Origin of the sequence: Micromonospora fluostatini (assembly GCF_050410825.1) — a bacterium.
Lineage (GTDB): Bacteria > Actinomycetota > Actinomycetes > Mycobacteriales > Micromonosporaceae > Micromonospora > Micromonospora rosaria.
The window spans coordinates 5,253,073-5,279,916 of sequence record NZ_CP191251.1 but is presented as its reverse complement, the minus strand read 5'-3'; the positions used below and the strand labels follow the sequence as shown (position 1 = coordinate 5,279,916).

The following is a 26,844-nucleotide window of genomic DNA, read 5'->3' as shown; positions in this document are numbered from 1 at the left end:
GATCCGGGCCAGGTCTGGCGGCACTGCCGAGTCCCCATCCTCGCACCCGGGACGGGCCGGCCGGCGGCTGGTCCCGTCCCCGGTGCTGAGGTGTCCAACACACCCTGAGTCCTGCGCCACAGGGCGCTGTCCCCGCAGGTGGGGCGGGGGTTCCTGCGGGGGTGTGAGAAGGGTGCCCTTCTCGACCGTAGGCGTTAGGAGGGGGCCCTTCCTTACACGCCGTGCGGGACGGCGTCCCAGCCGTCGACCTCCTGCGGCTTGCGCGGGCCGGGGCCGACGTACCGGGCGGAGGGGCGGACCAGCCGGCCGAGCTTCTTCTGCTCCAGGATGTGCGCGCTCCAGCCGCCCATCCGGGCGCAGGTGAACATCGAGGTGAACATGTGCGCCGGCACCTCGGCGAAGTCCAGCACCACGGCGGACCAGAACTCGACGTTGGTGGCGAGCACCCGGTCCGGGCGGCGGGCCTGCAACTCGGCCAGCGCGGCCCGCTCCAGCGCCTCGGCCACCTCGAAGCGGGGCGCGCCCAGCTCCCGGGCGGTGCGCCGGAGCACCCGGGCGCGCGGGTCCTCGGCCCGGTAGACCCGGTGCCCGAAGCCCATCAGCCGCTCGCCCCGGTCCAGCACGCTCTTCACGTACCCCTCGGCGTCGCCGCTGCGCTCCACCGCCTCCAGCATGCTGAGCACCCGCGACGGGGCGCCGCCGTGCAGCGGCCCGGAGAGCGCGCCGATGCCCGACGAGATGCAGGCGGCGGCGTCCGCGCCGGTGGAGGCGACGATCCGGGCGGTGAAGGTGGAGGCGTTCAGGCCGTGCTCGGCGGCGGAGATGAAGTACGCGTCGACGGCCTTGACGTGCCGGGGGTCGGGCTCGCCCCGCCAGCGCTTCATGAACCGCTCGACGATGGTCTCCGCCTTGTCGATCTCCTTCTGCGGCACGGCCGGCAGGCCGAGGCCCCGGGCGGACTGGGCGACGAAGGACAGCGCCGTCACCGAGACCCGGGCCAGGTCCGCGCGGGCCTGCTCGTTCGAGATGTCGAGGAACTGGTCGAGCCCCCAGTACGGGGCGAGCATCGCCACGGCGGACTGCACGTCGACCCGGATGTCGCCGGAGTGCACCGGCACCGGGAACGGCTCGGCCGGCGGCAGGCCGGGGCCGAACCGGCCGTCGACCAGCAGCGCCCAGACGTTGCCGAAGGAGACCTGGCCGATCAGGTCCTCGATGTCGACCCCGCGGTAGCGCAGGGCACCGCCCTCGCGGTCGGGTTCGGCGATCACGGTCTCGAAGGCGACGACGCCCTCCAGTCCGGGTTTGAAGTCGGCCATGTGCTCTCTCCCGCGGCTTCGTCGGTGCGCCCGCCCTCGGGCGCCGGTGCGGCTCATGGATGTGTTCGTGACATCTTGCCTGCTGGACAACCGGGTTTGCGACCCACGGCGAGTGTGCTACGTACGACACCCGGGCCCGTGCCACTCGGCAACGCCCCGGTAACACACGGCGGAAAGCGCTGGTCAGCGTGATGGGGGGCGATCCGGGTGCGGTGGACGGGCGGCGATGTGACGGGGGACACAGTGAGGCCAGCCGGGATGCGCAACGAGTATGCCGAGGAGAAAACGCTTTCCTGGGGCGATCTGGCGGCCGACTGGCACACCCAGTTCGACCGCTGGTTCCACGACGCGGTCGCCGCCGCGCTCCCCGAGCCGAACGCGATGGTGGTCGGCACCGCCGACGCCGACGGCCGGCCCAGCGGCCGGACCGTGCTGCTCAAGGGGTACGACCCGGCGGGCTTCGTGTTCTTCACCAACTACGCCTCCCGCAAGGGCGGCGACCTCGCGGCCAACCCGTACGCCAGTCTGGTCTTCCCGTGGTTCGGGATGCAGCGGCAGGTGGTGGTCACCGGCCGGGTGGACCGGCTGGACCGGGCCGAGACCGAGGCGTACTTCGCCAGCCGGCCGCGCGGCTCGCAACTCGGCGCCTGGGCCAGCACCCAGTCGAGCGTGGTCGCCGACCGGTCGGTGCTGGAGGAGCGCTACCAGGAGGTCCAGCGGCGGTTCGCCGACGTCGAGCCGGTCCCCGCCCCGCCGCACTGGGGCGGGCTGCGGGTGCGGCCCGACGCGGTGGAGTTCTGGCAGGGCCGGCCCGACCGGATGCACGACCGGCTGCGCTACCGGCTGGCCGCGCCCGGGGAGTGGGTCACCGAGCGGCTCGCCCCGTGACCGCCGTCAAGCCGGGCCGGTCGAGCACCGCCCGGCGCTGGGCCATCGACCTGAGCCCGCTGCGGGTGCCGACGTACCGGCGGCTGTGGCTCGGCAACGCGATCGCCATGTTCGGCTTCCAGATGACCGCGGTGGCCGTCCCGGTGGAGATGTACGCGCTCACCCAGGACTCGTTCTGGGTCGGCCTGCTGGGCGTGGCGTCGTTCGTACCGCTGCTGGTCTTCGGGCTCTGGGCCGGCGCGGTGGCCGACGCCCGCGACCGGCGGCGGGTGCTGCTGGTCGGCTCGGTGCTGCTCTGGGCGTCGGTGCTGGCGCTGCTGGCCCAGGCCCTGCTCGGGGTGGGCAGCCCGGCGCTGCTGCTGGCGCTGGTCACCGTGCACTCCACCGCCTTCGCGATCAGCTCACCGGCGCGCAGCGCGGCGCTGCCCCGGATCCTCCCGGCGGAACTGCTGCCGGCGGCGATGACGCTGAACTTCACCACCTTCACCGCCGCGGCGGTGATCGGGCCGCTCGGCGCCGGGCTGGTCTTCGCCGTCTGGGGCACCGACACCGGCCTGCCGATCGCGTACGGGCTGGACGCCCTGCTCTTCCTCGGGCTGATCACGGCCACTCTGCGGCTGCCGGCGATGCCGCCGGAGCCGGTCGCCGAGGGGGAGGCGCACCGGGGCGGGCTGGGCGGGGTCGTTGACGGCCTGCGCTACCTGACCACCACCCCGGTCCTGCTGCTCTCCTTCGCCATCGACCTGATCGCGATGATCCTGGCCATGCCCCGGGCGCTCTTCCCCGAGGTGGCCCAGGAGCGGTTCGGCGACGGCGCGGCCGTCGGCTGGCTCTACAGCGCGATGGCGATCGGGGCGATGCTCGGCGGGCTCACCTCCGGCTGGATCGGCCGGCTGCACCGGCAGGGCCTCGCCCTGGTGCTGGCCGTGGTCGGCTGGGCCACGGCCATCGCCCTGGCCGGACTGGCCCGGAACCTGTGGCTGATGGTCGTCCTGCTCGCCGTCGCCGGCCTCGCCGACCTGGTCAGCGCGGTGCTGCGACAGTCCATGCTGCTGGTCTACGCGCCGGACCGGCTGCGCGGCCGGCTCCAGGGGGTCAACCTCGCGGTGGTCGCGGGCGGGCCGCGCCTCGGCGAACTGCGGGCCGGCGCGACGGCCGGGTTCCTGGGCGCCGGGGTGGCCTGGGTCGGCGGTGGACTGCTGGCGCTGGTGCTGACCGTGCTGCTGGCGGTCGCCTTCCCGGCGCTGCGTCGCTACCGCCGGTGACCCGCTGCGCCGCTACCGCCGGTGACCCGCTGCGTCGCTACCGCCGGTGACCCGGTGGTCGGGACGGAAGGTGACGTGCCGAGCGCGCAGCGGCACCGACCGGTTAAGGTCCCCGACATGAACAACGTCGAGCCGCGCCCTGCGTCCGGGGCACAGTGGACCATTGCCGCCGCCGGTCACGAGGCCGTCATCGTCGAGGTGGGCGGTGGTCTGCGGGCGTACCGCCACGACGGGGCCGACTATCTCGACGGGTACGAGCCGGACGAGATCTGCCCCGGCAGCGCCGGCCAGGTGCTCGCCCCGTGGCCGAACCGGATCCGGGACGGCGTCTACACGGTGGGTGACGAGACGTACCAGTTGCCGCTGACCGAGCCGGCCCGGCACGTGGCCCTGCACGGCCTGGTCAACTGGGTGCGGTGGCGGCTGGTCGAGCAGGCCGACGACGCGGTCACCGTGGAGTACGACCTCCCGCCCCACCCGGCGTACCCGTGGGCGCTGCGGGTCCGGGGCCGGTGGAGCGTCGGGGCGGACGGGCTGCGGGTCGAGCACGAGGCGACGAACCTCGCCACCACGGCGGCCCCGTTCGGCTTCTCCGTCCACCCGTACCTGCAACTGCCCGGGGTGGCCGTGGACGACCTGACCATGCGGGTGCCGGCGCACCGCCGCCTGGTGGTGGACGGCCGGCTGCTGCCGGTGGGCGCGAGCCTGGTGGCCGGCACCGAGCACGACTACACCGCGCCGCGCCGGATCGGCGGGGCCCAGCTCGACACGACCTTCGGCGAGCTGGTCCGGGACGACGACGGCGGGTCGTCGGTGACCCTGGCCGGCCCGGAGGGCTCGGCCGGCGTCCGGATCTGGGCCGACCGGGAGTTCGGCTGGTGGCAGGTGTTCACCGGGGACGCCCTGACCGGCAAGCGGCACCGCCGCTCGGTGGCGGTCGAGCCGATGACCTGCCCGCCCGACGCGTTCCGGTCCGGCCGGGACGTGATCGAGTTGGCGCCCGGCGCGACCTGGCGCGGGGTCTGGGGCATCCGCCCCGGAGCCTGACCGGGCCGGGGCGGCAGCGACATGGAGTTCGCCGAGGTCGTCCGGCGTCGCCGGATGGTGCGCAACTACGACCCGGACCGGCCCGTCCCGCCCGAGGTGGTGGACCGGCTGCTCGACCACGCGACCCGTGCCCCGTCGGCCGGGTTCGCCCAGGGCTGGGGGTTCCTGGTGCTGGAGACCCCGGCGGACCGGGACCGGTTCTGGTCGGTGGCCACCCCGGAGGGCGGCGGCCGGGAACGCTGGCTGGCCGGGATGCGGCGGGCCCCGCTGATCGTCGTGCCGCACGCCCACCGCGCGGCCTACCTGGAGCGGTACGCCGAGCCGGACAAGGGCTGGACGGACCGCGCGACGGCCCGCTGGCCGGTGCCGTACTGGTACGTCGACACCGGCTTCGCGGCGCTGCTGATGCTGCTGACCGCCGTCGACGAGGGGCTGGGGGCGTGCTTCTTCGGCATCCCGCCGCAGCGGACCGGGGCGTACCGGGCGGCGTTCGGCGTGCCGGCGGAGTACGACCCGGTCGGCGCGATCACCGTCGGTTACCGGGCGCCCGACCACCGGTCACCGTCGCTGCGGCGGGGGCGGCGGCCGGTCGACGAGGTGGTCCACCGGGGGCGGTGGCGGTGACCCGGTGGCGTCCGCCGGTGGCGCTCCACCGGGCCGGGGCTGCCGCCCGCCGGGCCGGGCCCGTCCGGTCGCCCGAGGCCGGCGGGCCCGGCGTGAGGGAGCGGAACGGGGTGTGGCAGGGCCGGTTAGGCTGGCAGGGTCATCGGTGCCGCGTCGCGCGGTGCCAGCCCGCGACCCGGCCCGGAGTCGCGGGTCGGTCCGGTCACGGGGAGGGGTGCGTGCCGTCGTGATCTTCAGAGCGGTCCGGGACGGGCGGCCCTACCCGGAGCACAACCTCACCCTGAAGCAGTGGGCGGAGATCCCACCCCGGCCGCTGCGGCTGGACCAGCTCATCACCACCAAGCGGGAGTTGGCGCTGGACAAGCTCCTCGCCGAGGACTCCACCTTCTACGGCGACCTCTTCCCGCACGTGGTGCAGTGGAACGGCGGGCTCTACCTGGAGGACGGGCTGCACCGCGCCCTGCGCGCCGCCCTCCAGCAGCGCAACCAGATCCACGCGCGGGTGTTCGTCCTCGCCGGGGCGCCGGAGTGACCGACCCGCTCGACCTGCTGGCCCTGGACTCCGCCCTCGACACCGAGGAGCGGCAGATCCGCGCCGTCGTGCGCCAGGTCGTCGACGACCGGGTACGCCCGTCCGTCGCCGACTGGTACGAGCGGGGCGAGGTGCCGGTGCGCGACCTGGCCCGCGAGTTCGGCCGGCTGGGGCTGCTCGGCATGCACCTGACCGGGTACGGCTGCGCCGGGGCCTCCGCTGTCGCGTACGGGCTGGCCTGCCTGGAGCTGGAGGCGGGCGACTCGGGTGTCCGGTCGCTGGTCTCGGTGCAGGGCTCGCTGGCCATGTACGCGATCTGGCGGTACGGCAGCGAGGAGCAGAAGCAGCGGTGGCTGCCCGCGATGACGGCCGGCGAGGCGATCGGCTGTTTCGGGCTGACCGAGCCGGACCACGGCTCCGACCCGGCCTCGATGGCCACCCGGGCCCGCCGCGACGGCGACGACTGGGTGCTCACCGGCGGCAAGATGTGGATCACGAACGCGCCGGTCGCCGAGGTCGCGGTGGTCTGGGCGCGGGCCGAGGAGGGCGTCCGCGGGTTCGTCGTGCCGATGGACACGCCGGGGGTGACGGCGCGGGAGATCCGCCGCAAGATGTCCCTGCGCGCCTCGTCGACCGGGGAGATCGTCCTCGACGACGTGCGGCTGCCGGCGGACGCGCGGCTGCCCGGCGCGGAGGGGTTGAAGGCCCCGTTGAGCTGCCTCACCGAGGCCCGGTACGGCATCGTCTGGGGTGCGCTCGGCGCGGCCCGCGACTGCCTGGCCACCACCCTGACGTACGCGACCACCCGCACCCAGTTCGGCCGGCCGCTGGCCGGTTTCCAGCTCACCCAGGCCAAGCTCGCCGACATGGTGGTGGAGTTGCAGAAGGGCCAGTTGCTGGCGCTGCACCTGGGGCGGCTCGCCGACGGGGCCGGGGTCCGACCCGACCAGGTCAGCGTGGGCAAGCTGAACAACGTGCGGGAGGCGCTGGCCATCGCCCGGCAGTGCCGGACCATCCTCGGCGCGAACGGCGTCTCCGGCGAGTACCCGGTGATGCGGCACGCCAACAACCTGGAGAGCGTGCTCACCTACGAGGGCACCTCGGAGATCCACCAACTGGTCGTCGGCCAGCGCCTCACCGGGCTCTCCGCGTTCGCCTGACCAGGGGCGACTGTCCGGTTCGGGCGCTCGGCGCGCGAGTGTCGTACCGGGGACGTACCGTCTCCTCAGGTGACGTTACTCGCCAGGAGGACGGTGAGGGGCATGCCACGAGACAGTGTCGACGAGCCCACCAGCACGTTCCCGGAGCCCGGCTCCGGTGCCCGGTACGACGGTCCGCCACCGGCCCCGTCCGGTGGCTCGCGCGGGCCGGTGCGTGGCCTGCTCGCGGTGCTCGGTGCCGCCGCGGTGGCGGTGGTGGTGCTGCTCGGCGTGCAGACCACGGGCATCCTGCCGAACTTCCGCAACCCGTTCGCGCAGGAGCAGACCGACCGCACCCAGCCGCCGCTGCTCAAGTCGATCCAGGACCTCAGCCGGTACGTGGCCGCCGAGGGCAACTTCCAGGTCGTCGTCGACCTGCAGAACGACCGGCGCAACGTGCCGGACTTCCTGCTCAACGAGCGCACCCTCTTCGTGGGCAGCGGCAGCGTCGAGGCGTACGTCGACTTCGGGCGGATCGGTGAGGGGGCGGTGGTCACCTCGGCGGACAACACGTCGGTGGAGATCAAGCTGCCCGCCCCGCAGCTCGGCAAGACCAACCTCGACATGGAGAAGAGCTACGTCGTCGCCCAGGAGCGGGGGCTGCTCAACCGGATCGGTGACCTGATCGAGGGCGACCCCAACCGGCAGCAGCAGGTGTACCGGATGGCCGAGGAGCGGATCACCGCCGCCGCCCGGGACAGCGGTCTCGGCGCCCGCGCCGAGGAGAACACCCGCAAGATGCTGGAAGGGCTGCTCCGCTCGCTCGGCTACCAGACGGTGACCATCACGTACACCGCGCCCTGACCGGCGACGGCCCGACAGGCGGCGCCCGCCCCGACGACGGGGCGGGCGCTCGGGTCACGGGGGCACACCGGGTGGTTTCAGGCCGGGGCGGCCCGGCGGTCAGTACCCGGCGCGCATGGCGTAGCGGTCCTCGTTCGGCATCAGCACCCAGAGCACCAGATAGATGATCACCTGGGTGCCGGGCAGGAGCAGGGACAGCAGGAACAGCAGCCGGACCATCCCGGCCGACATGCCGAACCGCTGGGCCAGGCCGGCGCAGACACCGGCGAACATGCGCCCCTCCCGGGGCCGGACCAGTTTGCGACTCATCGTCGTCTCCCACTCTGCGGCGTCACGCCGCCTCTGGTTCCACGGTAGGAACGGGCCACCGCCGCGCCCTCGGCCGCAGGGTGGAGCCGTCACCCCGGTACCCGTAGGTGCTTACCCCGGCCGTGCCCGGCCGACTCCCGGCCGCATCGGGCCGGCTCCCGCCCGCGCCGCATCTCGGCGAAGCCCCGGCTCGGCCCCCGGGCCTGCTGCTAGCCTGTGTCGCGGTCAACGAGGAGGCGACGGTGACGTCTGGCGTCGGGGCGTTGTGGTCGCACCGCAACGCGCTGCGCATCCTGGTCAAGCGGGACCTCGCGGTGAAGTACCAGCAGTCCCTCCTCGGCTACTTCTGGTCGCTGATCGAGCCGCTCGGCATGGGCGCGATCTACTGGTTCGTCTTCGGCGTGCTCTACTCCCGGGACACCGGCCGGCACCTCGGCGAGGCGGCCGACTCGTACCCGTTGTTCCTGATCACCGGGATCTTCGCCTGGATGTGGACCAGTTCGGCGCTGAGCGAGGCGACCAACGCGCTGACCGGCCAGGCGCGGTTGATCACCACGATGAACGTGCCCCGGCAGGCGTTCCCGATCGGCCGGGTCACCGGCCGGTTCGCCGAGTACGCCGCCGGCCTGCCGATCCTGGCCGCGATCGCCGCCTTCTACGCCGCCCAGGGCAAGATCGACCCGGGCTGGTCGCTGCTCGCGCTGCCGCTGGCGGTGCTGGTCCAGGCCACCCTGCTGATCGGGCTGGCGCTGCTGCTGTCGGCGTTCAACGTGCTGATGCGCGACATCGAGCGGTTCATGCGGCTGGTGATCCGGGTGCTCTTCTACGCCACCCCGATCATCTACCCGCTGGCCCTGGTCCGCGACTCCGACCTGCCCGGCTGGCTCAAGACCGGGTACGAGCTGAACCCGCTGGTGGGGATCTTCCAACTGCACCACGCGGTCTGGTACCCCGACGAGTTCCCCCCGGCCCGGCTGCTGGCGACCACGGTGGCGGTGAGCCTGCTGGTGCTGGTCGCCGGCTGGTGGGCGTTCCGCCGGCTCGAACCCGCGGTGCTCAAGGAACTGTGATGAGCGGGCCGATCATCGAGGCGGAGCACCTCGGCATCCAGTTCGTCCGCAACCGTCGCCGGCAACTGCGGCTGCGCGACCTGCTCATCCGCCGGAACGCGGGCGCGGGCACCGGCCGGTTCTGGCCGCTGCGGGACGTGTCGTTCCAGGTCGCGCCCGGGGACACGGTCGGGGTGATCGGGCGCAACGGCACCGGCAAGAGCACCCTGCTGCGGCTGATCGCCGGGGTGCTGATCCCCGACGAGGGGCGGATCCGGGTCCGCGCGGACGTCGCCCCGCTGCTGGAACTCTCCGCCGGCTTCTCCAACGACCTGACCGGCCGGGAGAACCTGTACCTGGTCGGCGGGCTGCACGGGCTCTCCACCGGCTACCTGCGGCGGCACTTCGACGAGATCGTGTCGTTCGCCGGTGAGCAGGTGGAACGGGCCATCGACACGGCGGTACGGCACTACTCGTCGGGGATGAAGGTCCGCCTCGGGTTCGCCATCATCTCCCACCTGCCGCATCCGATCCTGTTGATGGACGAGGTGACCGCGGTCGGGGACGCGGAGTTCCGCCAGCGGTGCTATGCGACGATCGACCGACTTCTCGGGGAGGGACGCACACTGGTGCTGGTGTCACACAACGAAAAGGACCTGACCCGGTTCTGCCGTCGAGGGCTCTACCTCGACGCCGGCCGGCTCACCGTGGACGGCACGGTGGCCGAGGCGCTGGCCGCGTACCACGACGCGGTTGCCCGGTGACCCTCGCGATCGTGCTCGCCGCCGGTGCGCCCGCGGCGGGCCTGCCCACGGACTCGGGTCAGCGGCTCGCCGACCGGCTGGCGACGCAGTGGCGTGCCGCCGGGGCGCGCGACGTGCGCTTCGCCGCCGACCTGGGGGAACTGGCCGCCCTGGTGGACGACGCGAGGGGGCCGGTGATCGTCAGCGGCGCCGACCTGGTCGCGCACACCGCCGTCCTGCGGCACCTGGCCACCAGTCCGGTCGGGCCGACCGTGGCGCTGGTCCTCACCGACCCGCCCGGCTCCGGCCGGACGGCGGTGCGGGAGGAGCGCGGCCAGGTGGTCGACGCCGGGCCGCCGACGCAGCTCGACGGCGCGGCCACCGGGATCTTCGGTGGCGCGGTCCGGGTGGGTGCCGGGGACCTGCCGACGCTGGCCGCCGCCGCCCGTGCCGCCGCGACCGGGCTCGCCGGGGTCGGCCCGGCGGCCGGGCCCGCGGTGGACCGGCTCTTCGCCGGCCTCACCGCGCTCGGCACCCTGACCTTCGCCCACCGGGTACGCCTGCTCGTCGCGCACCGGGTCGACGACGCCGCCGGGCTGGCCGCCGCCAACGCCGCCGTGGCGGCGGTCGACGAGGACCGGGCCGAGCTGCGGCTGTCGGTGAAGGAGAAGGACGACTTCTTCACCACGTACTTCGTCAGCACCTGGTCGCCGTACGTGACGAAGGCGTGTGCCCGGCTCGGGCTGGGCCCGACCACGGTCACCATGATCTCGGTGGCCTTCGCGGCGGCCGCCGCGCTGCTCTTCGCCACCGGGGACCGCCCCGCGCTGGTCCTCGGCGGGGTGCTGCTCTACCTCGGGTTCGTGCTGGACTGCGTGGACGGGCAGTTGGCCCGCTACACCCGGCACTTCAGCGCCTGGGGCGGCTGGCTGGACACCATGGCCGACCGCGCCAAGGAGTACCTGGTCTACGCCGGGCTCGGGTACGGCGCCACGGCGGCCGGCGTCGAGTACGGCTGGGCGCTGGCCATCGCCGCGATGACCCTGCAGACCGTCCGGCACATGACCGACGCCTGGTACGGGGTGCTGCACGACGAGGCGGCCCGCCGGCCCAAGACGGTCGGCGGCGGTGGGGGCGGGATCGGCGACAAGCTGAACGCCGCGTCGACCCGGGTGCAGGCGGACACGGGCTCGGTGTCGTACTGGTTGAAGCGGACGGTGGTCTTCCCGATCGGCGAGCGGTGGGCGTTGATCGCGCTCGCCACCGCGCTGTTCAGCCCCCGGGTGGCGCTGCTGGCCGTGCTGGTCTGGGGGACGCTGGCGTTCGCCTACACGGGCGCGCTGCGGACCCTGCGGGCCCGCTGGATGTGGGTGCCGGTGCTGGACACCGTCGACGCGACGCTGCACCGCGACGACGGTCCGCTGGCGGCCCGGCTGCCGGTGCTGCGCCCGGTGGGGCCGCTGACCCTGGCGGTGCTCGGGGCGCTCGGGTCGGCCGGGCTGCTGGTGGCCGCGCTGGTCACCGGGTCGGCCGGGTTGCGCTGGGTGGTGCCGGCCGTGCTGCTGGTGCTGCTGCTCGCCGGGCTGGGCGCGGGGGCGGCGCACAACGGCCCGCTGGACTGGCTGGTGCCGGCGGCGTTGCGGGCCGGGGAGTACCTGTTCGCGATCGCGGTCGGGGTGGTCGCCGGTGCGCCCGCCTGGCTGGTCTTCGGGTACGTCTTCGTGCTGACCCTGCACCACTACGACCTGGTCGCCCGGTTGGAGAAGCGGCAGGCCGCGCCCCCGCTGCACGGGGGGACGCTGGGCTGGGAGGGGCGCTCTGCGCTGCTGACGGTGGCGGCGATAGCCGGAATTGCCAGCATTGGCCTGGCTACACTCGGTGTGTACCTTCTGGTGGGCTTCTTCGCGAGTGTGGTCCTGGCCTGGGTGGTCCGGCCGGCCCACGCCACCCGGCCGGCGGCCGGTCCGCTGGCCGTGGGGAGCCGCCCGCCCGGCTGAGGTGAGGGGGCCGGCCGATGACCCTGATCAGTTTCGTCGTGCCGGCCTACCGGGTGCAGGCGTACCTGCGCGAGTGCCTGGACTCGATCCTCGACCAGCCGTTCACCGACCTCGAGGTGATCGGGGTCGACGACTGCTCGCCCGACGCCGGTGGGGAGATCCTCGCCGGGTACGCCGAGCGCGACCCCCGGGTCCGGGTGCTCCGGCTGCCCGAGAACGTCGGTCTCGGCCCGGCCCGCAACGCCGGGCTGGACCGGGCCGGCGGGGAGTACGTCTGGTTCCTCGACTCCGACGACTGGCTGGCACCGGAGTGCCTACCGGCGGTGGCGGCCCGGCTGCGCGCCGGCACCCCGGACGTGCTGCTGGTCGACCACGTCCGGCGGCACTGGGACGACTCCGCCAGCCCCAGCGCGTGGGCCCGGGTGCTGCCCGGCGGGGTGGGGACGGGCACCTTCGCCCTGCGGGACCGGCCGGAGGTGCTGCGGCTGCTGCACGTCGCCTGGAACCGGGTGCTGCGCCGGGACCTCCTGCTCGACCAGGGGCTGCGCTTCGCCCCCGGCTGGTACGAGGACGTGTCGTTCACGTACCCGACCCTGCTGGCCGCCGGGCGGATCGCGGCGCTGGACCGGGTCTGCGTCAACTACCGCCAGCGGCGGGCCGGGGCGATCACCCGGACCCGCGACGAGCGGCACGTCGAGGTCTTCGACCAGTGGGACCGGGTGTTCCGGTGGCTGGTCGCGCGGCGACCCGCCCTGGACGACCTGTGGCCGGCGGTCTACGAGCGGATGGTCTGGCACTGCCTGACCGTGCTCGGCAACGGGGAGCGGATCGACCCGCACCTGCGCCCGGTCTTCTTCGCCCGGATCACCGCCGCGATGCGGCGCTGGCGGCCACCGGCCGGCTACCCGGTGCCGCCCGGGGTGCCGGGGCTCAAGCAGCGGCTGGTGGCCGGCGGCCACTGGCGGACCTTCACCGCCCTGCGGGTGGCCGGGCGGGTCCGGGACACCGCCGGCCGGGGGGTGCGCGCGGCGGGCCGGCGGGCCGTCCCGCTGGCCCGTACCGCCCGGGACGCCGCCGGGTACGCCTACTACCGGGCCGAACTGCGCCGGCCGCTCGACCCGGCGCTGGCCGTCTACGCCGCCTACTGGTACCGGGGGTACGCCTGCAACCCGGCGGCCGTGTACGAGGCGGCCCGCCGGCTCGCGCCGCAGGTCCGGGGGGTGTGGATCGTCCGGCGGGACCGGGTGCACACCCTGCCCGCCGGGGTCGAGTACGTGGTGGCGGGCAGCCGTGCGTACCACCGGGTGCTGGCGCGGGCCCGCTGGCTGGTCAACAACGTCAACTTCCCCGACGCCGTGCGCAAGCGCCCCGGCTCGGTGCACGTGCAGACCCACCACGGCACCCCGGTCAAGGTGATGGGGCTGGACCAGCAGCGGTACCCGCTCGGGGCGCCCGGGATGGACTTCGCCGCCCTGCTGCGCCGGGTGGACCGCTGGGACTACAGCGTCACCGCGAACAGCTTCTCCACCCAGCAGTGGGAGCGGGCGTACCCGGCCGGGTACACCACCCTGGAGTACGGGTACCCGCGCAACGACCGGCTGGTCACCGCGACCGCCGAGGAGGTACGCCGGCTCCGGGCGCGGTTCGGGGTGACCGGGGACGAGCCGGTGGTGCTCTACGCCCCGACGCACCGGGAGCACCTGCCCGGGTACCGCCCGCCGTTCCGCCCGGCGGCGCTGCTCGACGTGCTCGGGCCCGGGGCCCGGGTGCTGCTGCGCAGCCACTACTTCCACGACCGGGAGCCGGGTGACCGGGCGTCGGAGGTGGAGACGGGGTCCGGCCGGGTGCTCGACGTCACCGACCACGACCGGGTGGAGGAGGTGTACCTGGCCGCCGACGTGCTGGTCACCGACTACTCGTCGGCGATGTTCGACTACGCCGTGCTGGACCGTCCGATCGTGGTCTACGCGCCGGACTGGGCGGCGTACCGCCTGACCCGGGGGGTCTACGTCGACGTCACCGCCGAGCCGCCGGGGGCGGTGGCGACGGACTTCGCCGGGCTGCTCGACCTGTTCCGGTCGGGGGCGGTGCGGTCACCGGCGGCGGAGGCGGCGCGACGCCGGTTCCGGGCCCGGTTCTGCGCCCTCGACGACGGGCACGCGGCCGAGCGGGTGGTGCGCCGGGTCTTCCTCGGCGAGCGGCCGCACCCTGGTACCGGTCGGTAACAGGTAATAAAGCTGTCACGAGCCCAACATGGCACGTTTACCCGATGTGCGGAACGGATGATCCTGGTCACAGTCATTTCCGAATCGGGCGAGCAGCTTTGGGAGGAGACGGTGACCACCGTCGCGCTGAAGGACGTCACCAAGGTGTTCCCGGGCGGAGCACGCGCGGTCGACAACGTCAATCTCGACGTGACCGACGGCGAGTTCATGGTGCTGCTCGGCCCGTCGGGGTGCGGGAAGTCCACCGTGCTCCGGATGGTCGCCGGCCTGGAGGAACCGACCTCGGGCGCGGTCCTGCTCGACGGGGAACTGGCCAACGACCTGCCGCCCGGTGAGCGGCGGGTCGCCATGGTCTTCCAGGACTTCGCGCTCTACCCGCACATGACCGTGGCGGAGAACATCGCCTTCCCGTTGCGGCTGGCCGGGATCGAGCCGAACCCCCGCGACGAGCGGGTCGCCGACGTGGCCAGCGCGCTGGGCATCGGTGACGTGCTGGGCCGCAGGCCGAGCCAGCTCTCCGGCGGCCAGCGGCAGCGGGTGGCGATGGGCCGGGCGATCGTCCGCCGGCCCGGCCTGTTCCTGATGGACGAGCCGTTGTCCAATCTGGACAGCGGGCTCCGCGCCGAACTGCGCGCCGAGATCTCCGCGCTCACCCGGCAGTTGGGCGTCACCACCATCTACGTCACGCACGACCAGGCCGAGGCGCTGACCATGGCCGACCGGGTGGCGATCATGCGGCGCGGCGTCCTCCAGGACGTCGGCACCCCCACCCAGGTGTACGGCCGACCGGCCACCCTCTACGTCGCGGCCTTCCTCGGCAGCCCCCGGATGAACCTGCTGGAGGCCTCCGTCTACGTGCACCTGGACCGGTACGTCCAGCTCAAGCTCGGTGAGCAGTCGCTGTACCTGCCCTGGTCGGACATCCGCAGCCGGACCGTCGCGCACTACCACGGGGAGCGGATCGTGGTCGGAATGCGCGCCGAGGCGCTGACCCCGGTCGCCCCGGACGCCCCCGGCGAGGTGCTCCGGGGCCGCATCCGCTACCTGGAGCACCACGGGCACGAGTCGCTGGCGTACCTCGACATCGGGGCCACCGCGATCGTGGTGGACGAGATGGCCGGTCCGGTCGCCACCGGCCTGCCCGGCGAGCGGGGACTGCGCCGGTTCGGGCAGGTCGTGCAGCGGCTCGCGGGGCGGTCGGTCGGTACGGCGACGGTCCCCGCCGCCGGTGACGGGGCCCGGGGCAGCGTGCTCAGCGACCCCGGCCGGCACCACCGCCGCCCGGCCGAACTGGCGGTCCGGCTGGCCCCGTACCCGGCGGTGGCCGGCGGGCACCCGCTGGCCGTCTCGGTACGGATGGACGCGGTGCACTTCTTCGACGAGCGCGGCGACCGGATCGACGTCGGCTGGCGGTGACCACCGTCACCGCCGCCGCCGACGGTCGGGTACGGCCCGGGTGGTGTCGTCGAGCGGGGACATGAACTCCGCATCTCCGAGCGGGACCCGGTGATCGTGCTCACCCGGCTCACGTTCGACGCGGCCGGCACCCCGTTCGAGTACAGCGTCATGACCATGATCGCCGCCGGCCGGCACCTCCGGTACCAGACCGGGGCGTGACCATGCCCCGACCCGGCAAGGACCCGCGTTCCCGTCACCAGCAGATCGCCGCCGACCTGCGGGCGATGATCCTTTCCAAGGACCTGCCGCCGGGCAGCAGGCTGCCGAGCACCGCGCAGTTACAGCAGGAGTACGGCGTCCCCAACCAGACCGTGCAGAACGCCGTCGCCGTCCTCAAGCGTGAGGGCTACGCCGACAGCGCGCCGGGCAAGGGCGTGTTCGTCCGGGAACGACCGCAGCACGTCGTCACACCAGCCGCCTTCATCACCCCTGCGCCGGCCGGGCAGCCGTACCCCTGGCTCAGTGAGGCCGAACGGCGCGGGCTCACCGGATCGGTCGACCTGCTGCACGTCGCCGAGGTGGTCCCACCCGCCCAGGTCCGACTCGCGTTCGGCCTCGGCGACGGCGAGGTGGCGGTGCTGCGCAAGCAGCTCATGCGACTCGACGACGAACCCGCCGAGCTGGTGCACTCCTACTATCCGGCCGACATCGCGCGCGGGACCGCGCTCGCCGAGACGCGGCGCATCAAGGGCGGCACGCCGCGCGCCCTCACCGACCTGGGGATCACGCCCCACGAGTTCGTCGACCAGCTCTCGACGCGCCCGCCGACCCCCGAGGAGTTCACCACCCTGGAGCTACCGCCGGACATCTCGATCATGCGGACGTTCCGGGTCGTCTACGCCGACGGCCGCCGCCCGATCGAGGCGACCGTGATGGTGAAGGCCGGACACATGTACGAGGTGCAGTACCACCACCTCGTGCACCCGACCCCCGGGTAGCCCTCCCCGGTGGCTCCTCCGGGAGCCCACGCGGCAGGTCCTGCCGTGCGGGGTGTGAGAGGGGTGCCCTTCTATACCGTAAGCGTTAATAGGGGGCCCTTCCTTGCACCATCGGTGTTTGGGGGGTGATCCGGATGGATAGTGTCGAGACGTGCTGGGTCTACCCGCTCACGTGACCGCCTGTCTCTTCGATCTCGACGGTGTGCTGACGCAGACCGCCCGGGTGCACAACGCGGCCTGGAAGCAGACCTTCGACGGGGTGCTGCGCGCCCGCGCGGAGGCCACCGGCGAGCCGTTCCGGCCGTTCGACCCCGGCCCGGACTACCACCGGTACGTCGACGGCCGGCCGCGCGCCGACGGGGTGCGCGCCTTCCTCGCCTCCCGGGGGATCGTGCTGCCCGAGGGGGAGCCGGACGACCCGCCGGACGCGGCGACCGTGCACGGCGTCGGCAACCACAAGAACGTCGTGCTGCTCGACCGGCTGCGCAGCGACGGGGTCGACGTCTACCCGGGCTCGGTGACGTACCTGGAGCAGGTGGCCGCCGCCGGGCTGCGCCGGGCGGTCGTCTCGGCCAGCGCCAACTGCCGGGAGGTGGTCACCGCCGCCGGCCTGGCCCCGCTGCTGGAGGTACGGGTGGACGGCCTCGTCGCGCGGGCCGAGGGGCTGCGCGGCAAACCCCACCCGGACACCTTCCTGCGCGCCGCCGAACTGCTCGGGGTGGCGCCGGCCCACGCCGCCGTCTTCGAGGACGCGCAGGCCGGGGTGGCCGCCGGGCGGGCCGGCGGGTTCGGGTACGTCATCGGGGTGGACCGGGCCGGCCAGGCCGACGAACTGCGGGCGCACGGCGCGGACGTCGTCGTCGACGACCTCGCGGACCTGCTGGGCGGCGAGGTCGCGGCCCCGGTGGACGGGGGGACCAGCGCGTGATCCGCGAACGGGCGTATCCGGTCGAGCCGTGGCACGTCCGGGAGGTCCGGCTGGACATGGACGTGCTCGCCCAGTCCGAGTCGGTCTTCGCGCTCTCCAACGGGCACGTCGGGCTGCGCGGCAACCTGGACGAGGGGGAGCCGCACGGCCTGCCCGGCACCTACCTCAACTCCTTCTACGAACTGCGCCCGCTGCCGTACGCCGAGGCGGGGTTCGGGTTCCCCGAGTCCGGGCAGACCATCGTCAACGTCACCAACGGCAAGCTGATCCGGCTGCTCGTCGACGATGAACCGCTCGACGTGCGGTACGGCGAACTCATCGACCACGAGCGGATCCTCGACCTGCGCGCCGGCACCCTGCACCGGCGGCTGCACTGGCGCTCCCCGGCCGGCCGGGAGGTGAAGGTGCGCAGCACCCGGCTGGTCTCGTTCACCCAGCGCTCGGTCGCCGCGATCAGCTACGAGGTGGAGGCGGTGGACAGCCCGCTGCGGCTGATCCTCCAGTCCGAACTGGTGGCCAACGAGACGTTGCCGGCGCAGAGCCGCGACCCCCGGGTGGCGGCCGTACTCGAATCGCCCCTGCAGGCCGAGGAGGAGCTGACCACCGCCGACGGTGGCCTGCTGATCCACCGCACCAAGGTCTCCGGCCTGCGGGTGGCCGCGGCCATGGCCCACGAGGTGGACGGCCCGGAGCGCACCACCGTCGACAGCGAGGGGTACGAGGACTGGGTCCGGACCACGGTCGGCTGCGTGCTCGCCCCCGGCCAGAAGCTGCGGGTGGTGAAGTACCTGACCTACGGCTGGTCCAGCCGGCGGTCGCTGCCGGCGCTGCGCGACCAGGTCGGCGCGGCCCTCGCGGCGGCCCGGCTCGACGGTTGGGACGGCCTGCGCCAGGCCCAGCGGGAGTACCTCGACGAGTTCTGGGACGCCGCCGACGTGGTGGTCGAGGGCGACCCGGAGGTGCAGCAGGCGGTCCGCTTCGGCATGTTCCACGTGCTCCAGGCCGGCGCGCGGGCCGAGCGCCGGCCGATCGCCGCCAAGGGCCTGACCGGGCCCGGGTACGACGGGCACGCCTTCTGGGACACCGAGATGTTCGTGCTGCCGGTGCTCACCTACACCCAGCCGCACGCGGTCCGGGACGCCCTGTTCTGGCGGCACTCCACCCTGGAACAGGCCCGGGACCGGGCCCGGACGCTGAACCTGCACGGGGCGGCCTTCCCCTGGCGCACCATCGAGGGGCCCGAGTCGTCGGCGTACTGGCCGGCGGGGACGGCGGCCTTCCACATCGCCGCCGACGTCGCCGACGCGCTGCGCCGGTACGTGCTGGCCACCGGGGACACCGAGCTGGAGCGGGAGATCGGGCTGGAGCTGCTGGTGGAGACCGCCCGGCTGTGGCTGTCGCTGGGCCACCACGACCGGCACGGCGGGTTCCACGTCGACGGGGTCACCGGCCCCGACGAGTACACGGCGGTGAAGAACGACAACGTCTACACCAACCTGATGGCGCAGCGGAACCTGCTCACCGCCGCCGAGGTGGCGATGCGGCTGCGCGACGAGGCGCTCGACCTCGGGGTGACCGAGGAGGAGGCCGCCGCCTGGCGGGACGCCGCGCAGGCCATGACCATCCCGTACGACGACGAGACGGCGGTGCACGAGCAGGTCGAGGGCTTCACCCGGTTGCAGGAGTGGGACTTCGAGCACACCCCGGCGGAGAAGTACCCGCTGCTGCTGCACTACCCGTACTTCGACCTGTACCGCAAGCAGGTGGTGAAGCAGGCGGACCTGGTGCTGGCGATGCACTGGCGCGGGGACGCGTTCACCGGGCCGGAGAAGATGCGCAACTTCGCCTACTACGAGCGCCGTACCGTGCGGGACTCGTCCCTTTCCGCCTGCACCCAGGCGGTCCTCGCCGCCGAGGTGGGCCACCCAGAGCTGGCCCACAGCTACCTGCGCGAGGCGGCCCTGATGGACCTGCACGACCTCAACGAGAACACCCGCGACGGGGTGCACATGGCGTCCCTGGCCGGCGCCTGGATCGCCCTGGTCGCCGGCTTCGGTGGGCTGCGTGACCACGACGGGACGCTCTCCTTCGCGCCCCGGCTGCCCAGCCGGCTGACCCGGTTGGAGTTCTCCCTCCAGTGGCGGCACCTGCGGCTGCGGGTGGACGTCCGCCCGCACCAGACCTCGTACGCGCTGCGGGCCGGCAGCCCGGATTCCGTGCTGGAGCTGCGGCACCACGGCCGGACCGTGACGGTCACCTGCGATGAGCCGACCACCCTGCCCAACCCGCCGGCCGAGCCGATCGCGCCGGTCCCGGAGCAGCCCGCCGGCCGGGCGCCGCTGCTGCACCCGCCCCCGACGCCCATGTAGGTGTAAGGAAGGGCCCCCTGTTAACGCATCCGGTAGAGCAGGGGCCCCTTCTTAACCGCTGGGTCAGGGTTTGCCGATGGAGGGGCGGCCGGCGGCGTCGTGGGGCGCCACCGCCCGGGGATCGTCGGCGGTCCGCGCCTGCGCGGCCTCGTCCGCCCAGTCCCGGTCGGGCTTCTCGGCCGGCTCGCGCTGGTTGCGGTCGTCCTGCTTCCTGGACTTACCCTGCTGCTTCGCCATCGAAAGATCCCCCGCGCTCTGCTCGCTGCGCTCCCTGGACGCCTGCCGGCTACCCGTCCGGCTGCCGGGCAAACCGGCCCGCCCGCCGGCTACCCGACCACGGGCGGGAGGTGGCGGCTCAGCGCTGACCGCAGGTGCTGCTTCGGGCGGGAGCCGACGATCGAACCGACCACCTCGCCCCGGTCGAAGACCAGCAGGGTCGGCAGGGACAGCACCCGGTAGGCCCGGGTGCTGTCCGGGTTCTCGTCGGTGTTCAGGGTGACCACCCGCAGCCGGCCGGCGAACTCCTCGGCGAGTTCGGCGAGGCTGCGGGAGATCGCGTGGCAGGGCGGGCACCACTGCGCCCAGAAGTCGACCACCACCGGTCGGTCGCCAGCCAGCACGGCTGTGGCGAAGGTGTCGTCGGTTACCGCGGGCAGGGCTGGGGTCGGCGGTGCGGACATTGTTCCTCCCGGTGTGCGATCGCCTCGGTGAGCTGGGTCTGCAACTGCCGCCGGACCGTGCCGAGCCGGTCGAGGTACGCGTCCACCTCGGCGAGCTTGCGCCGCAGCACGGCCACCGAATCGGGACAGACGTCCCCGGACGCGTTGCCCGCGCGCAGGCAGGCCACGAACGGACGGATGTCGTCGAGGCCGAACCCCACGGCCAGCAGGGCCCGGATCTCGCGGACCACCCGCAGCTCCGCCTCGTCGTACCGGCGGTAGCCGTTGGCACCCCGCTCCGCCCGGACCAGCCCGTGCGCCTCGTAGTAACGCAGCGCGCGGGTGCTCGTACCGGCGCGTTCAGCCAGTTCGCCGATCCGCATCCGATCCCCCTCAACAGTGCCTGTTCGCCACGCTAGACCTTGTCGTCGGCGTCAAGGCAACGGGTGAATCCGGCGCTCCGGGCGGGTAAGCCCCAGCCACAGCCGGGCTCGGGACCGGCGGTCGGGAGGACGCGGATGGACACGCTCAGCAGCGCGGTGACGATCCCGGTGGCTGGTGCCGGCCTGCCGGCCGACCTGGTGGTACCCGCCGATGCCACCGGCGTGGTGTTGTTCGCGCACGGCAGCGGCAGCTCCCGGCACAGCCCGCGCAACACGGCCGTCGCCCGGGTGCTCAACGGGCGGTCGCTCGGCACCGTCCTGGTCGACCTGCTCACCCCCGAGGAGGAGCGGGTGGACGAGCGCACCGCCGAGCTGCGGTTCGACATCGGTCTGCTCGGCGACCGGTTGACCGCGATCGTGGACTGGATGCGGACCGAACCGACCCTCGCCCGGCTCCGGGTGGGGCTCTTCGGAGCCAGTACCGGTGCCGCCGCCGCGCTGGTCGCCGCGGCGAACCGGTCCGACCGGGTGGCCGCCGTGGTCTCCCGGGGTGGCCGGCCGGACCTGGCCGGCCCCGCCCTGTCCCAGGTGCGGGCCCGGACGTTGCTGCTGGTCGGGGGCTTGGACGAGCAGGTGCGGACGCTCAACGAGGAGGCGCTGGCGCTGCTCCCCGAGGGGGTGGGTGAGCTGCGGGTGGTCCCCGGCGCGACCCACCTGTTCGAGGAGCCCGGCACCCTGGAGCAGGTCGCCGACCACGCGGCCGACTGGTTCGCCGGTCAGCTCGGCTGAGCGCGGCCACCCTCGGACCCGCCCGGCTGGGGGCGGCTGCCCTCGGACCCGCCCGGCTGGGGGCGGCTCTCCTCGGACCGGCCCGACCCGGCGCGGGCGGCCTCCGCCCGGTGGCGCTGCACGGTGTCGACGACCCGGTAGGTCACCGCCGCGATCGGCACCGAGACGAACGCCCCGGCGATCCCGCCGAGCAGGGTGCCGCCGGTGACCACCACCAGGATCACCGCCGGGTGCAGCCGGACCTGGCGCTTCATGATCAGCGGCTCCAGCAGGTTCCCCTCGGTCTGCTGGACCAGGATGACCGCGCCCAGGGCGAGCAGTGCGCTGGTCGGTCCGTTGGCGGCGAGGGCGACGAGGACCGCGACGGCCCCGGCCACGGTGGCCCCGATGATCGGGACGAACGCGCCGAAGAACGTGATCAGCGCCAGCGGGAGGGCCAGCGGCACCCCGAGCAGCACCAGGGCCAGCCCGATGCCGACGGCGTCGATCGCGGCGATCATCATCGTGCCCCGGCTGTACGCGCCCAGCGTCCGCCAGCCCGTCCGGCCCGCCTCGGCGGCGACCTCCCGGTTCGGGCCGGTCGTGCGGCGCAGCACCCACTGCCACATCGACCGCCCGTCCTTGAGCAGGAAGAAGAGCAGCACCAGGGCGAGCAGCGCGGCGCCGAGCACCTCGCCGACGGTCCGCGCCCCGGCGAGCGGGTCCACCGTGCCCTGGCCGAACGCCTGGCTGCCCTGCTCGATCAGCCGGTCCAGTTGCTCGTCGGTGACCGGCAGGGTGGAGGTCACGAAGTCCCGGGACCGTTGCAGGCCCTGCCCCAGTTCCCGGCTCAGCTCGCCGAACTGGTTCGCGGTCAGGTTCCAGACCAGCGCGCCGACGCCGACCAGGATGCCGAGCAGGAACAGCACCGTGAGCAGGGCGGCCAGCGCGGCCGGCAGCAGCAGCCGGCGCAGCAGCAACAGCACCGGGTCGAGCAGGGCGGTGAGGAAGACGGTGGCGGCCAGCGCGATCGCCAGCGGGGCCAGCAGGACCGCGATCTTCCCCACCAGGTAGAGCCCGGCCGCCACGACCACCAGGCACGCGCTCCACACCACCGCCGTACGGACCAGCCAGGGCAGGGCCGCCCAGGTCTGCCGGGGCCCCGCCCCGTGCGCCACCGGCTCGGGCGTACGGCCGGGAGAGTCGTCCTGCGTCACGCCGAACCTCCTCGATGTCCGGGCGGGTGGTTACCCGGCCCGTGCCGGTCCGACACCCGGTCGGCCCGGTGCGGGCACCCGTCGGAGGTTTCCGTTCGGTGACCGTGCGGTCGCGGAACGGGGCGGGGGCCTGGTCAGGATCGACGCGGGTCGCTACCATGCGCAGTCGGGGCATGACTCGCCGTCGAGTCATGACGACGGACCGGCGCCACCGTCGCGCGGTGCCGGAGACGACAGGGAGTCCTCGTTGACCGGTGCATCCCACGTGGCGACCCCGCCCAGCTACCCCTTCAGTCCCCCCGAGCGCCTCGACCTCGACCCCCGCTACGCCCGGCTGCGCCGGGAGGAGCCGCTGGTCCGGGTCCGCCTGCCGTACGGCGAGCCGGTCTGGCTGGCCACCCGGCACGCCGACGTGCGGACGGTGCTCGGCGACGCCCGGTTCAGCCGGGCCGCAGCCGCCGGCCGCGACGAGCCGCGCAACACCGAACGGCGACAGGACAACGGCATCCTCGGCATGGACCCGCCGGAGCACACCCGGCTGCGCCGACTGGTCGCCAAGGCGTTCACCGCCCGCCGGGTCGAGCAGCTCCGCACCCGCACCCGGGCGACCGCGCACGAACTCGTCGACGGGATGCTCGCCGCCGGCCCCCCGGCGGACCTGGTGGCGCACGTCGCCACCCCGCTGCCGATCCGGGTGATCTGCGACCTGCTCGGCGTCCCCGTGACCGACCAGGACAAGTTCCACACCTGGTCGGAGGCGATCGTCTCGACCACCTCGCTCAGCGGCGAGCAGGTCCAGCGGTACCTGGACAACCTCTTCGGGTACATGACCGGCCTGATCGAGCAGCGTCGGCGGGAGCCGGCCGACGACCTGCTCACCGCGATGGCGCAGGCCCGGGACGCCGACGCCGACCGGCTCACCGAGGACGAGATGGTCCAGCTCGCCGGAGGGCTGCTCGCCGCCGGCCACGAGACCACCGTGACCCAGATCCCCAACTTCGTGTACGTGCTGCTCACCGCCGAGCAGGGGTGGGCGCGGCTGCGTGCCGAGCCGGGCCTGGTGCCGAGCGCGGTGGAGGAGCTGATGCGGTACGTGCCGCTGGGCGCGACCGCCGGCTTCGCCCGGTACGCCCTGGAGGACGTGGAGCTGGGCGGGGTGCTGGTGCGGGCCGGTGAGCCGGTGCTCGTCTCGATCGCCTCGGCCAACCGGGACGAGACCGTCTTCACCGACCCGGACACCCTCGACCTGACCCGGGCGGTCAACCCGCACCTGGGGTTCGGGCACGGGGCGCACCACTGCGTCGGCGCGCAGCTCGCCCGGATGGAGCTTCAGGTGGTGCTGGAGACGTTGCTGGAGCGGGCCCCGGGGCTGCGGTTGGCGGTCCCGGAGTCGGAGTTGACCTGGAAGTCCGGCCTACTGGTACGCGGGCTGACCGCGTTGCCGGTGTCCTGGTAGGAGGGGTGTACCGAATGGGGGAGAACGGGTGGCGGGTACGGGTCGACGGGAGCCTGTGCATCGGTGCCGGGATCTGCGCGAGCACCGCGCCGTCCCACTTCGCGCTGGATGACGGCCTGTCCCAGCCGCTGGCCGAACGGATCCAGCCGGACGAGGCGGTACGGGACGCGGCCGACTCCTGCCCGATGGAGGCGATCACGGTGTTCGACGTGGTCACCGGGGTCCAGGTGGCACCCGAGCCCTGAGCCGGCGCGCCGTCAGGCCCAGCGGCCGTTCGGGCACAGTGGTGTGGAAGGGGCCCCTGCTATACCGAATGCGTTAACAGGGGGCCCTTCCTTACACCTACAGGTTGCCGAGGAGCCGGGTGACGGTGATCTCGATGACCACCCGCTCCGGGTTCGGCCGTGGCGTCCCGTACCGCTCGGTGTACCGGCGCTCGGCCTCGGCCACCGCGTCCGGCTCGGCGCGGACCACCGCGCGGCCCTCGATGGTCAGCCAGCGTCGCCCGTCGACGTGGCAGACGGCCACCGGGGCGTCGGGCGTCGCGGCCACGTGCCGGGCCTTGCGGGAACTCCGTGAGGTGATCACCCGGGCCAGGCCGGCGTCGGCGTCGTAGGTGACCCCGACCGGCACGACGTGCGGGGTGCCGTCCGGGCGCGGTGTGGTCAGGGTGGCCAGGTGCCGTTCCTGGCAGAACCGGGTGACCCGGTCGTCGTGTGGTTCCAGGCGGTGGTCGACCCGTCGTGGCATGACCCGATCATGGCACGGGTCGCTGCACCCGGCCCGCGTCCGGCACGCCGGAGACCGGCCGGTCGGTGACCCCGCGCCGCCGGGCCAGCCGGGTCAGGTAGATCAGCGCGGCGGCCAGCACCCCGATGTCGTCCAGGTAGATCGGGTCGGGGAGCAGGTCCACCGGGAGGACCGTGTAGGCCAGCGCGCCGTAGAAGGCGACCTTTCCGCTGGCCCCCAGGCTGCCGAGCATCCGCCGGGTGCGGACCACCCGCACCGCCAACACCACCGCACCGGCGAGGGTGGCGAGCGCCACGATGCCGCCGAGCACGACCAGCAGCCACGTCTCCTGGGACATGCTCCCCACGCTAGCGGAACCGGACGACACCCCGCGCCCATCGGACCCGTCCGATACCGGCCAGTGTCCGAACCGGTGTCGGGACGGTCAGTAGACGGGAACGGCGGCGCCCCGGGCGGGCGGCGTGCTCTCCCGGACGGTCACCGGGAACTCCGCCGTGTCGGAGCCGGGCAGCAGCGAGGACTCCGTGGCCGGGGCCGGCTCGGTGGCGGCGAAGGCCTCGGCACGCAGGCTCCCCGCGGCGGCGACGGCCAACTCGGCGGCCCGCCAGGCGGCCTGCTCCTGCGCACGGGCGGCCTCGTGCCGGGCGAGCAGGTTGTCCCGTACCGCCCGGCGCAGGAACAGCTCCTGCTCCACCGGGTGCCGGCGCGGGTCCCACCCGTTGCGGTACGCGAGGGCGTCACCGAGCTGTTCCGCCGACAGCTCCTGCCGCCGGTACGCCTCCTGCGCCGTCCGGTGCAGGAACCGCTCACGGTCGGCGTACTCGGCGGGGGTGCGGGCGGTCCGGGGCAGGGGCATCGCGGCGGCGGCGGTCAACCGGCGGACGTCCTCCTCCGCCTCCTGGTACGCCTGCCAGGCGGCCTCCACCGCCTCCTGGGCGGCCAGCCACTCGGTACGCCGCCGCTGGGCGGTGGTGCCCGCCCGCTCGGCGGCCACCGCCACCTCCTGCGCGTACCGTTGCCGCTCCCGCTCCTCCTCGGCCTCCTCCAGGCGGCCCGGCATGGCGGCCTCGCGGATCCGGCCGGCGACGTCGAGCCGACGCCGACCCGGGCGGACGACGAGCAGCGCGGCGACGGTCACCCCGACCACGGCGAGGAGGACCAGCCAGATCACGGCGGCCTGCGGGACGTCGATCAGTACGGCGGAGCGGACGGTCTGCATCACCAGCACCTCGGACTCGAAGGAGGGGAGGACGGTCGGGTGGCCCGGTGGCGGGCCGGGGGCCGTCGGTCCGACGGCGGGAGGGTTGGCCGGCGCGGGGGCGGCGACGACGGTCACCGCGACGGTGCCTGGTGCCCGGCGGGTCCGCCGTCGGCACCGGTGCGTACCGCCGTGCGCGGTGGCGGCCGGTCAGGCCGAGGGTGGGCCGCGCCGGCCGGGAACACCCGGGGGCGGGGCCGCGACCGTCACGGGGGACGGCGCGCGGACGGCGGCCGGCGGGGCGGAGACGGTGTCGTCCGTGGTGGCCGGCGGCTGCGGGGCCGGCTCGGCCTCCCGCACCACCGTCGAGGTGTCCGGCCGCAGCTCGGCGACGCGGCCGGTCGACACGCCCGGAGCGGCCGTGGCGGCGGAGGGCGCACCGGCCAGCGCGGCGGTCGCGCCGCTGAGACCGATGGCGAGCACCAGGAGGGTGACCGCCAGGCGGGTCAGATCCCGCAACGCGCGCAGCGTCGCCCGGCCACGGGGGCGGGCGGACGTCATGGGCGGCACCCGACCAACCTATCTCCCGGGCGCCACCGCCGCAGCCGGACGCACGGAGTGGATCACGTGACCGGTACCACTGTCCGACATGGACGATCGGAGGAGGCCGGACGACGACCGGCGGCGCCCCCGGTCACGGGAGCGCCGCCGGTGAGGTC

The 26,844-nt window shown here is 74.0% G+C and carries 29 protein-coding genes; 19 read left to right on the top strand and 10 right to left on the bottom strand.

Annotated elements, in window-relative coordinates:
* Positions 1-212 precede the first annotated feature (212 nt).
* A complete protein-coding gene (locus tag ACQUFX_RS23290; protein ID WP_428962433.1) occupies positions 213-1,319 on the bottom strand; it encodes a citrate synthase 2 in 1,107 nt (368 codons plus the stop codon).
* Between the two features lie 258 nt (positions 1,320-1,577).
* Here ACQUFX_RS23290 and pdxH point away from each other — a divergent pair, with 258 nt between their 5' ends.
* The 7 genes from pdxH to ACQUFX_RS23255 all read left to right on the top strand — a co-directional run bounded on the left by pdxH (position 1,578) and on the right by ACQUFX_RS23255 (position 7,678).
* Complete coding sequence (gene pdxH / locus ACQUFX_RS23285; RefSeq protein ID WP_428962432.1) at positions 1,578-2,207, top strand: pyridoxamine 5'-phosphate oxidase; 630 nt, start codon at positions 1,578-1,580, stop codon at positions 2,205-2,207.
* The gene (locus tag ACQUFX_RS23280; protein WP_428962431.1) at positions 2,204-3,472 is read left to right on the top strand and encodes an MFS transporter; all 1,269 of its coding nucleotides are present in this window, start codon (positions 2,204-2,206) and stop codon (positions 3,470-3,472) included. Before pdxH ends, ACQUFX_RS23280 begins: the two co-directional genes overlap by 4 nt.
* Positions 3,473-3,589: 117 nt before the next feature.
* Entirely contained in the window at positions 3,590-4,519 is a 930-nt protein-coding gene (locus ACQUFX_RS23275) for an aldose 1-epimerase family protein (protein WP_428962430.1), read from the top strand.
* Positions 4,520-4,540: 21 nt separating this feature from the next.
* Complete coding sequence (locus tag ACQUFX_RS23270) at positions 4,541-5,143, top strand: nitroreductase family protein (RefSeq protein WP_428962429.1); 603 nt, start codon at positions 4,541-4,543, stop codon at positions 5,141-5,143.
* A 226-nt stretch (positions 5,144-5,369) separates the two neighbouring features.
* The gene (locus ACQUFX_RS23265) at positions 5,370-5,675 is read left to right on the top strand and encodes a type II toxin-antitoxin system VapB family antitoxin (RefSeq protein WP_067364413.1); all 306 of its coding nucleotides are present in this window, start codon (positions 5,370-5,372) and stop codon (positions 5,673-5,675) included.
* Positions 5,672-6,835, top strand: coding sequence for an acyl-CoA dehydrogenase family protein (locus ACQUFX_RS23260; RefSeq protein WP_428962428.1), 1,164 nt, complete (start codon positions 5,672-5,674; stop codon positions 6,833-6,835). The genes ACQUFX_RS23265 and ACQUFX_RS23260 overlap by 4 nt, the downstream gene beginning before the upstream one ends.
* 102 nt (positions 6,836-6,937) lie before the next feature.
* Positions 6,938-7,678 carry a DUF4230 domain-containing protein gene (locus tag ACQUFX_RS23255; RefSeq protein ID WP_428962427.1) on the top strand — a complete coding sequence of 247 codons (741 nt, stop codon included), beginning with the start codon at positions 6,938-6,940 and terminating at the stop codon, positions 7,676-7,678.
* Positions 7,679-7,777: 99 nt separating this feature from the next.
* Here the strand turns inward: ACQUFX_RS23255 and ACQUFX_RS23250 are convergent, their stop codons facing one another.
* Positions 7,778-7,987 carry a PspC domain-containing protein gene (locus ACQUFX_RS23250; protein ID WP_067364365.1) on the bottom strand — a complete coding sequence of 70 codons (210 nt, stop codon included), beginning with the start codon at positions 7,985-7,987 and terminating at the stop codon, positions 7,778-7,780.
* 242 nt (positions 7,988-8,229) lie between these two features.
* Here ACQUFX_RS23250 and ACQUFX_RS23245 point away from each other — a divergent pair, with 242 nt between their 5' ends.
* The 9 genes from ACQUFX_RS23245 (at position 8,230) to ACQUFX_RS23205 (ending at position 19,694) form a co-directional block, all read left to right on the top strand.
* Positions 8,230-9,057 (top strand): ABC transporter permease, encoded by an 828-nt coding sequence (locus tag ACQUFX_RS23245; protein ID WP_428962426.1) that lies wholly within the window; start codon positions 8,230-8,232, stop codon positions 9,055-9,057.
* Positions 9,057-9,800: an ABC transporter ATP-binding protein gene (locus tag ACQUFX_RS23240; protein ID WP_428962425.1), complete on the top strand. Its 744-nt coding sequence runs from the start codon at positions 9,057-9,059 to the stop codon at positions 9,798-9,800. The genes ACQUFX_RS23245 and ACQUFX_RS23240 overlap by 1 nt, the downstream gene beginning before the upstream one ends.
* Positions 9,797-11,776, top strand: a complete 1,980-nt coding sequence (locus tag ACQUFX_RS23235; protein ID WP_428962424.1) for a DUF5941 domain-containing protein — start codon at positions 9,797-9,799, stop codon at positions 11,774-11,776. Before ACQUFX_RS23240 ends, ACQUFX_RS23235 begins: the two co-directional genes overlap by 4 nt.
* A 17-nt stretch (positions 11,777-11,793) precedes the next feature.
* Positions 11,794-14,001, top strand: a complete 2,208-nt coding sequence (locus ACQUFX_RS23230) for a bifunctional glycosyltransferase/CDP-glycerol:glycerophosphate glycerophosphotransferase (protein ID WP_428962423.1) — start codon at positions 11,794-11,796, stop codon at positions 13,999-14,001.
* Between the two features lie 57 nt (positions 14,002-14,058).
* Positions 14,059-15,417: an ABC transporter ATP-binding protein gene (locus ACQUFX_RS23225; protein WP_428962422.1), complete on the top strand. Its 1,359-nt coding sequence runs from the start codon at positions 14,059-14,061 to the stop codon at positions 15,415-15,417.
* A gap of 72 nt (positions 15,418-15,489) precedes the next feature.
* Positions 15,490-15,618, top strand: a complete 129-nt coding sequence (locus ACQUFX_RS23220; protein WP_428967046.1) for a hypothetical protein — start codon at positions 15,490-15,492, stop codon at positions 15,616-15,618.
* 2 nt (positions 15,619-15,620) lie between these two features.
* Positions 15,621-16,397, top strand: coding sequence for a GntR family transcriptional regulator (locus ACQUFX_RS23215; RefSeq protein ID WP_428967045.1), 777 nt, complete (start codon positions 15,621-15,623; stop codon positions 16,395-16,397).
* A gap of 151 nt (positions 16,398-16,548) precedes the next feature.
* Positions 16,549-17,325: a beta-phosphoglucomutase family hydrolase gene (locus ACQUFX_RS23210; RefSeq protein ID WP_428962421.1), complete on the top strand. Its 777-nt coding sequence runs from the start codon at positions 16,549-16,551 to the stop codon at positions 17,323-17,325.
* Positions 17,322-19,694, top strand: a complete 2,373-nt coding sequence (locus ACQUFX_RS23205; protein WP_428962420.1) for a glycoside hydrolase family 65 protein — start codon at positions 17,322-17,324, stop codon at positions 19,692-19,694. Before ACQUFX_RS23210 ends, ACQUFX_RS23205 begins: the two co-directional genes overlap by 4 nt.
* Before the next feature lie 63 nt (positions 19,695-19,757).
* On the opposite strand, the gene ACQUFX_RS23200 is transcribed toward ACQUFX_RS23205, so the two are convergent.
* The 3 genes from ACQUFX_RS23200 to ACQUFX_RS23190 form a co-directional block, all read right to left on the bottom strand.
* Positions 19,758-19,931 (bottom strand): hypothetical protein, encoded by a 174-nt coding sequence (locus ACQUFX_RS23200; protein ID WP_428962419.1) that lies wholly within the window; start codon positions 19,929-19,931, stop codon positions 19,758-19,760.
* Positions 19,932-20,020: 89 nt separating this feature from the next.
* Positions 20,021-20,374 carry a thioredoxin gene (gene trxA / locus ACQUFX_RS23195; protein WP_428962418.1) on the bottom strand — a complete coding sequence of 118 codons (354 nt, stop codon included), beginning with the start codon at positions 20,372-20,374 and terminating at the stop codon, positions 20,021-20,023.
* The gene (locus ACQUFX_RS23190; protein WP_428962417.1) at positions 20,338-20,736 is read right to left on the bottom strand and encodes a MerR family transcriptional regulator; all 399 of its coding nucleotides are present in this window, start codon (positions 20,734-20,736) and stop codon (positions 20,338-20,340) included. The genes trxA and ACQUFX_RS23190 overlap by 37 nt, the downstream gene beginning before the upstream one ends.
* A 135-nt stretch (positions 20,737-20,871) precedes the next feature.
* Here ACQUFX_RS23190 and ACQUFX_RS23185 point away from each other — a divergent pair, with 135 nt between their 5' ends.
* A complete protein-coding gene (locus ACQUFX_RS23185; RefSeq protein ID WP_428962416.1) occupies positions 20,872-21,525 on the top strand; it encodes a dienelactone hydrolase family protein in 654 nt (217 codons plus the stop codon).
* On the opposite strand, the gene ACQUFX_RS23180 is transcribed toward ACQUFX_RS23185, so the two are convergent.
* Positions 21,513-22,721, bottom strand: a complete 1,209-nt coding sequence (locus ACQUFX_RS23180; RefSeq protein ID WP_428962415.1) for an AI-2E family transporter — start codon at positions 22,719-22,721, stop codon at positions 21,513-21,515. The two genes, ACQUFX_RS23185 and ACQUFX_RS23180, sit on opposite strands and share 13 nt — an antisense overlap.
* A gap of 247 nt (positions 22,722-22,968) precedes the next feature.
* On the opposite strand from ACQUFX_RS23180, the gene ACQUFX_RS23175 reads away from it, so the two are divergent.
* Both ACQUFX_RS23175 and ACQUFX_RS23170 read left to right on the top strand, forming a co-directional pair.
* A complete protein-coding gene (locus ACQUFX_RS23175) occupies positions 22,969-24,177 on the top strand; it encodes a cytochrome P450 (protein ID WP_428962414.1) in 1,209 nt (402 codons plus the stop codon).
* A 14-nt stretch (positions 24,178-24,191) separates the two neighbouring features.
* Positions 24,192-24,422 (top strand): ferredoxin, encoded by a 231-nt coding sequence (locus tag ACQUFX_RS23170; RefSeq protein ID WP_067364395.1) that lies wholly within the window; start codon positions 24,192-24,194, stop codon positions 24,420-24,422.
* 97 nt (positions 24,423-24,519) lie between these two features.
* Here the strand turns inward: ACQUFX_RS23170 and ACQUFX_RS23165 are convergent, their stop codons facing one another.
* The 4 genes from ACQUFX_RS23165 to ACQUFX_RS23150 all read right to left on the bottom strand — a co-directional run bounded on the left by ACQUFX_RS23165 (position 24,520) and on the right by ACQUFX_RS23150 (position 26,686).
* The gene (locus ACQUFX_RS23165; protein ID WP_428962413.1) at positions 24,520-24,927 is read right to left on the bottom strand and encodes a pyridoxamine 5'-phosphate oxidase family protein; all 408 of its coding nucleotides are present in this window, start codon (positions 24,925-24,927) and stop codon (positions 24,520-24,522) included.
* 7 nt (positions 24,928-24,934) lie between these two features.
* A complete protein-coding gene (locus ACQUFX_RS23160) occupies positions 24,935-25,264 on the bottom strand; it encodes a DUF1232 domain-containing protein (protein WP_428962412.1) in 330 nt (109 codons plus the stop codon).
* Between the two features lie 87 nt (positions 25,265-25,351).
* Positions 25,352-26,146, bottom strand: a complete 795-nt coding sequence (locus ACQUFX_RS23155) for a hypothetical protein (protein ID WP_428967044.1) — start codon at positions 26,144-26,146, stop codon at positions 25,352-25,354.
* Between the two features lie 189 nt (positions 26,147-26,335).
* On the bottom strand, positions 26,336-26,686 hold the full coding sequence (locus tag ACQUFX_RS23150; protein WP_428962411.1) for a hypothetical protein: 351 nt from the start codon (positions 26,684-26,686) through the stop codon (positions 26,336-26,338).
* Positions 26,687-26,844: the final 158 nt, after the last annotated feature.

Coding starts and splice junctions, on each gene's coding strand:
- ACQUFX_RS23290 (WP_428962433.1), bottom strand. CDS start 1,319: ATGGCCGACTTCAAACCCGGACTGGAGGGCGTCGTCGCCTTCGAGACC.
- pdxH (WP_428962432.1), top strand. CDS start 1,578: ATGCGCAACGAGTATGCCGAGGAGAAAACGCTTTCCTGGGGCGATCTG.
- ACQUFX_RS23275 (WP_428962430.1), top strand. CDS start 3,590: ATGAACAACGTCGAGCCGCGCCCTGCGTCCGGGGCACAGTGGACCATT.
- ACQUFX_RS23270 (WP_428962429.1), top strand. CDS start 4,541: ATGGAGTTCGCCGAGGTCGTCCGGCGTCGCCGGATGGTGCGCAACTAC.
- ACQUFX_RS23255 (WP_428962427.1), top strand. CDS start 6,938: ATGCCACGAGACAGTGTCGACGAGCCCACCAGCACGTTCCCGGAGCCC.
- ACQUFX_RS23250 (WP_067364365.1), bottom strand. CDS start 7,987: ATGAGTCGCAAACTGGTCCGGCCCCGGGAGGGGCGCATGTTCGCCGGT.
- ACQUFX_RS23240 (WP_428962425.1), top strand. CDS start 9,057: ATGAGCGGGCCGATCATCGAGGCGGAGCACCTCGGCATCCAGTTCGTC.
- ACQUFX_RS23230 (WP_428962423.1), top strand. CDS start 11,794: ATGACCCTGATCAGTTTCGTCGTGCCGGCCTACCGGGTGCAGGCGTAC.
- ACQUFX_RS23225 (WP_428962422.1), top strand. CDS start 14,059: ATGATCCTGGTCACAGTCATTTCCGAATCGGGCGAGCAGCTTTGGGAG.
- ACQUFX_RS23215 (WP_428967045.1), top strand. CDS start 15,621: ATGCCCCGACCCGGCAAGGACCCGCGTTCCCGTCACCAGCAGATCGCC.
- ACQUFX_RS23200 (WP_428962419.1), bottom strand. CDS start 19,931: ATGGCGAAGCAGCAGGGTAAGTCCAGGAAGCAGGACGACCGCAACCAG.
- trxA (WP_428962418.1), bottom strand. CDS start 20,374: ATGTCCGCACCGCCGACCCCAGCCCTGCCCGCGGTAACCGACGACACC.
- ACQUFX_RS23190 (WP_428962417.1), bottom strand. CDS start 20,736: ATGCGGATCGGCGAACTGGCTGAACGCGCCGGTACGAGCACCCGCGCG.
- ACQUFX_RS23185 (WP_428962416.1), top strand. CDS start 20,872: ATGGACACGCTCAGCAGCGCGGTGACGATCCCGGTGGCTGGTGCCGGC.
- ACQUFX_RS23170 (WP_067364395.1), top strand. CDS start 24,192: ATGGGGGAGAACGGGTGGCGGGTACGGGTCGACGGGAGCCTGTGCATC.
- ACQUFX_RS23165 (WP_428962413.1), bottom strand. CDS start 24,927: ATGCCACGACGGGTCGACCACCGCCTGGAACCACACGACGACCGGGTC.
- ACQUFX_RS23160 (WP_428962412.1), bottom strand. CDS start 25,264: ATGTCCCAGGAGACGTGGCTGCTGGTCGTGCTCGGCGGCATCGTGGCG.
- ACQUFX_RS23155 (WP_428967044.1), bottom strand. CDS start 26,146: ATGCAGACCGTCCGCTCCGCCGTACTGATCGACGTCCCGCAGGCCGCC.
- ACQUFX_RS23150 (WP_428962411.1), bottom strand. CDS start 26,686: ATGACGTCCGCCCGCCCCCGTGGCCGGGCGACGCTGCGCGCGTTGCGG.